The organism is Kitasatospora sp. NPDC004799, assembly GCF_040609095.1.
Lineage (GTDB): Bacteria > Actinomycetota > Actinomycetes > Streptomycetales > Streptomycetaceae > Kitasatospora.
This window is the reverse complement of the sequence record NZ_JBEXJK010000465.1, coordinates 1-6,285: the sequence shown is the minus strand read 5'-3', so window position 1 is coordinate 6,285 and position 6,285 is coordinate 1. Positions and strand designations below refer to the sequence as shown.

Annotated in this window: 8 protein-coding genes; 4 read left to right on the top strand and 4 right to left on the bottom strand. The window is 77.2% G+C overall.

Features of this window, described 5'->3' with window-relative positions:
* From ABZW03_RS35560 to ABZW03_RS35545, 4 genes are all read left to right on the top strand, one after another.
* The coding region (locus ABZW03_RS35560; RefSeq protein ID WP_355267969.1) for a PP2C family protein-serine/threonine phosphatase at positions 1-487 on the top strand (487 nt) is incomplete at its 5' end.
* 57 nt (positions 488-544) lie between these two features.
* Positions 545-1,456, top strand: coding sequence for an aminoglycoside phosphotransferase family protein (locus tag ABZW03_RS35555; protein WP_355267966.1), 912 nt, complete (start codon positions 545-547; stop codon positions 1,454-1,456).
* Positions 1,457-1,566: 110 nt separating this feature from the next.
* The gene (locus ABZW03_RS35550) at positions 1,567-1,950 is read left to right on the top strand and encodes a hypothetical protein (protein ID WP_355267963.1); all 384 of its coding nucleotides are present in this window, start codon (positions 1,567-1,569) and stop codon (positions 1,948-1,950) included.
* A gap of 106 nt (positions 1,951-2,056) precedes the next feature.
* On the top strand, positions 2,057-3,199 hold the full coding sequence (locus ABZW03_RS35545) for a hypothetical protein (protein ID WP_355267960.1): 1,143 nt from the start codon (positions 2,057-2,059) through the stop codon (positions 3,197-3,199).
* 35 nt (positions 3,200-3,234) lie between these two features.
* Here the strand turns inward: ABZW03_RS35545 and ABZW03_RS35540 are convergent, their stop codons facing one another.
* The 4 genes from ABZW03_RS35540 to ABZW03_RS35525 form a co-directional block, all read right to left on the bottom strand.
* Positions 3,235-3,681 carry a nitroreductase family deazaflavin-dependent oxidoreductase gene (locus ABZW03_RS35540; RefSeq protein ID WP_355267957.1) on the bottom strand — a complete coding sequence of 149 codons (447 nt, stop codon included), beginning with the start codon at positions 3,679-3,681 and terminating at the stop codon, positions 3,235-3,237.
* Positions 3,682-3,833: 152 nt separating this feature from the next.
* The gene (locus ABZW03_RS35535; RefSeq protein ID WP_355267955.1) at positions 3,834-4,487 is read right to left on the bottom strand and encodes a GntR family transcriptional regulator; all 654 of its coding nucleotides are present in this window, start codon (positions 4,485-4,487) and stop codon (positions 3,834-3,836) included.
* Between the two features lie 90 nt (positions 4,488-4,577).
* Positions 4,578-5,324: an SDR family oxidoreductase gene (locus ABZW03_RS35530; protein WP_355267952.1), complete on the bottom strand. Its 747-nt coding sequence runs from the start codon at positions 5,322-5,324 to the stop codon at positions 4,578-4,580.
* A gap of 27 nt (positions 5,325-5,351) precedes the next feature.
* Positions 5,352-6,285 (bottom strand): NAD(+)/NADH kinase (locus ABZW03_RS35525; protein ID WP_355267949.1); only part of this gene is annotated, 934 nt, incomplete at its 5' end.

Here is a 6,285-nt window from a genome sequence, read left to right as displayed (position 1 = left end):
GGTCGCGCTGCGGCACGCGCTGCGCGGCCTCGCCGTCACCGGGGCCGGCCCTGGCCGGCTGCTGGCCTGGGCCAACACGGTCGCCCTGCGCGAACCGGGCCAGGTCACCGCGACGGCCGTCTGCGTGCTGCTGGACCCGGTCAGCGGCGAACTGCGCTGGGCCCGGGCCGGCCACCTGCCCCCGATCCGGCTCGGCCCGGACGGCGCCCAGGTGCTGCCGCTGCCGCACGGCGTGCTGCTCGGCGCGCTGGACGACGCCGAGTACGAGGAGCGCACCGCCCGGCTCGACCCGGGGGACGTCCTGCTGCTGTACACCGACGGGCTGGTCGAGCGCCGGGACCGCCCGGTGGAGGAGTCGGTGGAGCAGCTGCTCCGGGCGGCCGGCGACCCGGGCCCGGACCTGGAGCAGTACCTGGACCGGCTGCTCGAGCTCAGCCCCGCCGACACCGACGACGACACCTGCCTGATCGCCGTCCAGACCGAGTAGGCCGTCGTCCGCGGTGGCGCGCGTTTCCACGGCGCCGCGCGGCTAGGGTTTCCGGGCATGACGCACTCCGGGACCGAGATCACCGCGGAGCTGGTCCGCGACCTGCTGCGCGACCAGCACCCCGATCTGGCCGACCGCCCGCTGACGCTCGGCGCCCGCGGCTGGGACAACCAGCTGTGGCGCCTCGGCGACGACCTCGCCGTCCGGCTGCCCTGGGCGACGCTCGCCGCGGACGAACTCCTGCGCAAGGAACACGCCTGGCTGCCCGTCCTCGCCCCGCACCTCCCGCTGCCCGTTCCCGTCCCGCAGCGCCTCGGCGAGCCCTCCGAGCGGTTCCCGCGCCCGTGGCTGGTCACCGGCTGGGTGCCCGGCGAGCCCGCCGACCGCGCCCCCGCCACGCGCGGCGACGAGGCCGCCGACACCCTGGCCGCCTTCCTGACCGCCCTTCACCGCCCCGCCCCCGCCGGGGCGCCCGCCGGCCGTGGCCGCGGCGGGCCGCTGGCCGGCTACGCCGAGGGGTTCGACCGGAAGCTCGCCGAGGCCGCCGAGCTGGGGCTGGTCCCCGATCCGCAGGCCGTCCGCGCCGTCTGGGCGGACGCCGTCGCCGCGCCCGACTGGACCGGCCCGGCGCTCTGGCTCCACGGCGACCTGCACCCGGCCAACGTCCTCACCGCGGACGGCACCTTCTGCGGCGTGATCGACTTCGGCGACCTCTTCGCCGGCGACCCGGCCGGCGACCTCGCCGCCGCCTGGATCCTGCTGCCGGACGGCGCCGCCGACCGCTTCCTCGCCGCCTACCGGCCCGCCCCGGACGCCGCGACCGTCCGCCGCGCCCGCGGCTGGGCGGTGCTGCGGGCCCTCGCCTGCCTGCACGTCGGCCACGCGGGCGACCACGGCCGCCCCGGCGGCAAGCCCACCTGGGGCCCACCCGCCCGGGCGGCGCTGCGCCGCCTCGTCGCGAGCGCCTGAGCCTCGGCCCTTCCCCGGCGGCCGTTCCCCGGCCCGTTAGGGGCGGCCCGGGGCGGGTAGGCGCGAGCGGACGAGGGGGGCCGAGACCAGGACGGAAGGGACCGATCCCCATGCTGCTGCTGGGACTTCTGCTGATGGCGGCGTCCGGCGCGTTCGTCGGGCTGCTGATCGCCGACAACCTCTCCGGTGGGCCCGACTACCAGGTGACGATCCTGGGCAACGACCTGGTGGCGCTGAACAGCCTGAGCATCTTCCTCGCCGGCGTGGCGCTGGCGCTGATCTTCTGCCTGGGCCTCGCGATGATGCGGCTGTCCCGGCGGCTCCCGCGCTCCGCCCGCTCCTCGCGTGCCTCCCGTGCGGTGAGGTCGGCACGGCCCGCCGCGGGTGGCTCCGACCAGCCGCGCGTGCTGCCGGAGGAACGGGCCGCCGAGCAGGGCGGCCGGGAGACGGCGGCGCACCCGGGCGGCCGGATCCGGCACATGTTCGGACACTGACCACCGGGCGCTGGCCGCCCGGGAACTGGCTGCCGGGCACTGACCGCCCGGGCGCCGACCGCCTGCCGCCGAGTCCGACCCCGTCCCTCCAATCCGGGAGGCCGCCATGGACCTCGCCTTCCTCGCCCCGCTGCTCGACCGGACCGGCCCCTGGGCCTCGGTCTACCTCGACACCTCCCGCGCCACCGAGGACGCCGCCCGGCGCCGGGCCCTGATCGACCGCGCCGCCGTCCAGCGGCTGGCCGACGCCGGCGCCGACGGGCCGACCCGCGCGGCCGTCCGCGACCACCTGGCCGCGGCGCCCGCCGCCGGGTCCCCGCCCGGGCGGGCACTGTTCGCGGCGGACGGCGAGGTCGCGCTGGACGTACCGCTCGCCGTCTCCCCGCCGGACGTCGCCGCCACCTGGGCCCCGCTCCCGCACACCGCGCCGCTGCTCGGCCTGCTGGACGACGCGGTGCCCGCCTGCCTGGTCGCCGCCGTCGACCGGACCGGGGCCGGCCTGCGGCGCTACGAACTCGGGCGCGGCGAGCCGATGGGCACGGTCGAGGGTCCGCAGTGGCAGGGCCGGGGGCACCGCGCCCCGCCCACCGACCGCTACGAGTGGCACTACCGGCACCGCGTCGAGGACACCTGGGAGCGCACCGCCGGGATCGTCGCCGAGCACCTCGCCCGCAGCTGGCCGAACAGCGGCGCCCACCTGCTCGTCCTCACCGGCGGCACCCGGGAGCGCCGGGCCGTCCACGACCGGCTGCCACCGCACCTCCAGGCCGTGACGGTCGAGTTGGACGGTGGCGCCACCGGGGACGCCTTCGACCGGCGCCTCGCCGAGGCCTGGGCCGACCACCGCGGCCGGCACCTCGCCGAGCTGCTGGACGCCTTCCGCACCGGCGTCGGCCGCCCCGGCGCACACGGCACCGACGCCGCCGGCACCCAGACCGCGCCCGGCCCGGCCGCCCAGGGCATCCCCGCCGTGCAGAGCGCCGCCCGGCAGCACCAGCTCGCCGCCCTGCTCCTGCAGGCCGGCGGCCACGACCCGGAGCGCCCGGTCTGGACCGGCCCCGAACCCGAGCACCTCGGCACCGACCGTTCCGACCTGCGCGGCATGGGCGTCCGCCACCCCGCCCAGGCCCCCGCCGCCGACGCCCTCCTGCGCGCCGCCGCGGCCTGCGCCGCCGAAGCCGTCCTCGTCCCCGAGACCACCCCCGGCCCACCCGGCGGCCTCGGCGCCGTCCTCCGCTGGCCCGCCTGACCCACGGCCACCGCGCCCCCGGCGGATTCGGGGTGCTACCCGCGCGCGGGCTCCAGGACGAGGACGGGGATCACCCGGTCGGTCTTCTCCTGGTACTCGGCGTACGGCGGGAACGCGGCGACCGCGCGCTCCCACCATTCGGCCTTCTCGGCGCCGGTGACCTCGCGGGCCGTCATGTCCTGGCGGACGGGGCCGTCCTGGAGTTCCACGTGCGGGTCGGAGGTGACGTTGGCGTACCAGTCCGGGTGGTCGGGGTGGCCGCCCTTCGAGGCCACGGCCGCGTACCGCCCCTCGTGCTCGACGCGCATCAGCGGGGTCTTGCGGATCCTGCCGCTCTTCGCGCCGCGCGTGGTGAGGATGACGACGGGCAGGCCGGTGTCCCGGAGCGTCGTTCCCCGGGTGCCGCCCGAACTCTCGTACAGCTCGACCTGATCGCGCACCCACTGCGCCGTGCTCGGCTCGTACTCGCCCTCGAGCGGCATCGCGTTCACCCCGTCGTCACGTCGTGAAGTCTGGTGTCCCAGCTGGGGGGAGCCTATCGGGTGCCGCCCGCGTGGTCGCCGGACACGCCTCGGGTGGACGGACGGGATCACGGCCGGGCCCGCTGTCGGTGTCAAGGCGTACGGTCCGGCACTCAGCGCGCGGCGACCGGGGGGAGCCGGTCGAGGATGCGCTCCATGCCGCTGGTCCAGTTGGCCTCCAGTGCGGTGACGGCCTGGTCGATGTCGCCGTCCAGCAGGCACTGGGCGATCCGCTCGTGCTCCTCGGCGGCGCGCTCCAGGATCTCGTGGTCGCCGACCACCACCCGCTCGTAGCGGTGCAGGGTGAGCTTCAGCGAGTCGATCATCTCGCGCAGCCGGGCGTTGGAGCAGCCGGAGAGCAGCAGGGCGTGCCAGGCGTCGTCGTAGCGCTCGATCGTGCCGTGCGGGGCCTGCGGGGCGGAGAAGGCGCGGGCCTCGGCGAGCAGCCGGGGGGCGATCTCGGCCAGGTGCGCCGGGTCGGAGGTGCGCAGGGCCAGCGACTCCAGGGCGATCACGATCGCGGTGAGGTCGAGGAACTCCTGTTTGCCGGTGGGGGCGAAGCGGAAGCCCTTGCCGCGCTCGCTGGTGATGATGCCCTCGCGCTCCAGGCTGATCAGGGCCTCGCGCAGGGGGGTTCGGCTGACGCCCAGTTCCTCGGCGAGCTGGACCTCGTTGATCGACTCGCCGGGGGTGAACCGGCCGCGGCCGAGCTGCTCCAGGAGTTCGTCCTTCACCTGCTCGCGCAGCGGACGCCGCTCGATCGCCATCGGGCTTCCTTTCGTTCCGGTCGGTAGCGTACCGGCCGGGCGACCGGCGGCAGCGGTCGGCCGCCCGGGGCCGGGTACGGGGGTGCGGGGTCAGGCGGTGCCGGCGCCGTCCACGGCGATGACCGCTCCGCTGACGAACGCGGCGGCGTCGCTGGCCAGGAAGGCGACGGTGCGGGCGATGTCCCGGGGCTGGCCGATCCGGCCGAGCGGGCGGTCGGCGGCGTCGGTGTAGAAGGCGTCCGGGCTCTCGCCGAGCTGGCGGGCCTCCTCGGCGAGCATGCCGGTGTCGGTGTCGCCCGGGCAGACGCAGTTGACCCGGATGTTGTCCGGGCCGTGGTCGATGGCCATCGCCCGGGTCATGTTGACCACGGCGCCCTTGGAGGCGCAGTACGAGACGGCCCGGCCGCCGCCCTTGATGCCCCAGCCGGAGCCGGTGTTGACGATGCTGCCGCCGCCGTTCGCCGCCATCAGCGGGACCACCAGCCCGCTGAGCAGCATGATCGAGCGGACGTTGACGGCCATCACCAGGTCCCAGTCCTCGTCGCTGATCTCGGTGACGGTGGAGCGGCGGATGATGCCCGCGTTGTTGAACAGCACGTCCACGCCGCCGAGTTGCTCGACGGCGGTGCGGACGGCCCGTTCGCAGTCGGCGCGTTGCGAGACGTCGCAGCGGACGAAGGTGCCGCCGATCTCCTCGGCGGCCCGTTCGCCGCGCTCGGCGTCGAGGTCGAGGAGGACGACGGCGGCGCCGAGTTCGGTGAGCAGGGCGGCGGTGGCCCGGCCGATGCCGGCGGCGGCGCCGGTGACGATCGCGCGCTTGCCGTGCAGGTCGATCATGGGGAACTCCTCCACAGGGTGGGATGGTCAGGCGGAGAGGCGGTAGACGGCCCCGGAGCGGCGGCCGGTGATCACCCGGACGTGGCCGGCGAAGGCGTCGTCCAGCTCGGGGTCGCCGGTGTCCAGCAGCAGGGGCCGCCCGGCCAGGGCGGCGAGCTTCGCCTCGGTGGCGAGCACCAGCAGCCGCTCCCGCCCGGCGGCGCGCAGCAGTTCGGGGGTGAGCTGCTGGTTGCCGCGGCCGAGCAGGAAGCCCTGGCCGCCGATCGGGGAGAGGACGATGTGCGGTGTGGCGGGCAGGGTGCGCAGCTGGTCGGCCCGGGCGTCGCGGATCAGTACCCGGGCGGCGGTGGCGAGGCCGTCGGTGCGGCCGGGGCCGAGGGCGCTGCCGGGGCCGAGCCGCAGCAGGTCGACGCCGGTCAGGCTGGCGCCCGGCGCGCCGAGCGCGGTGGCCACCGCGTGGGTGGTGCTGCCCGGTCCGAGGAGCAGCAGCCCGCCGGGGCCGACCCGTTCGGCCACCTCGGCGGCGATCCCGGAGGGCGTTCCCGGGTCGGGCCCGGAGCTGCCGGTCTTGCGCTGCTGCACCCGGGCGGGCAGCACCGGGACGGTGAGCCGGCCGTACAGCCGGGCGGAGACCAGGCCGGCCCGCAGCGCGGCCTCGTCCCGGTCCACCACCTCGGCGGCCTCCAGGCGCACGCCCCGGCCGGCCGCCCAGGCCGCCGCGACCTCGGCGGCGGCCCGGGGGTGGACGGCGAACACCGCCGAGTGCATCTTGACCCCGGCCGGGATGCCGAGCACCGGCAGCCGGGGGTCGGGCCCGAGCGCCTCCAGCACGTCGCGGGCGGTGCCGTCGCCGCCGCAGAACAGCAGCAGCCCGGCGCCGGGCGCCGCCCGGGCGCGCCCCCCCGCCCGGGTGTGGGCGGCGGGGGGGGCCCCCCCCGCCGCCCGCGGGCCCACCCCCCCC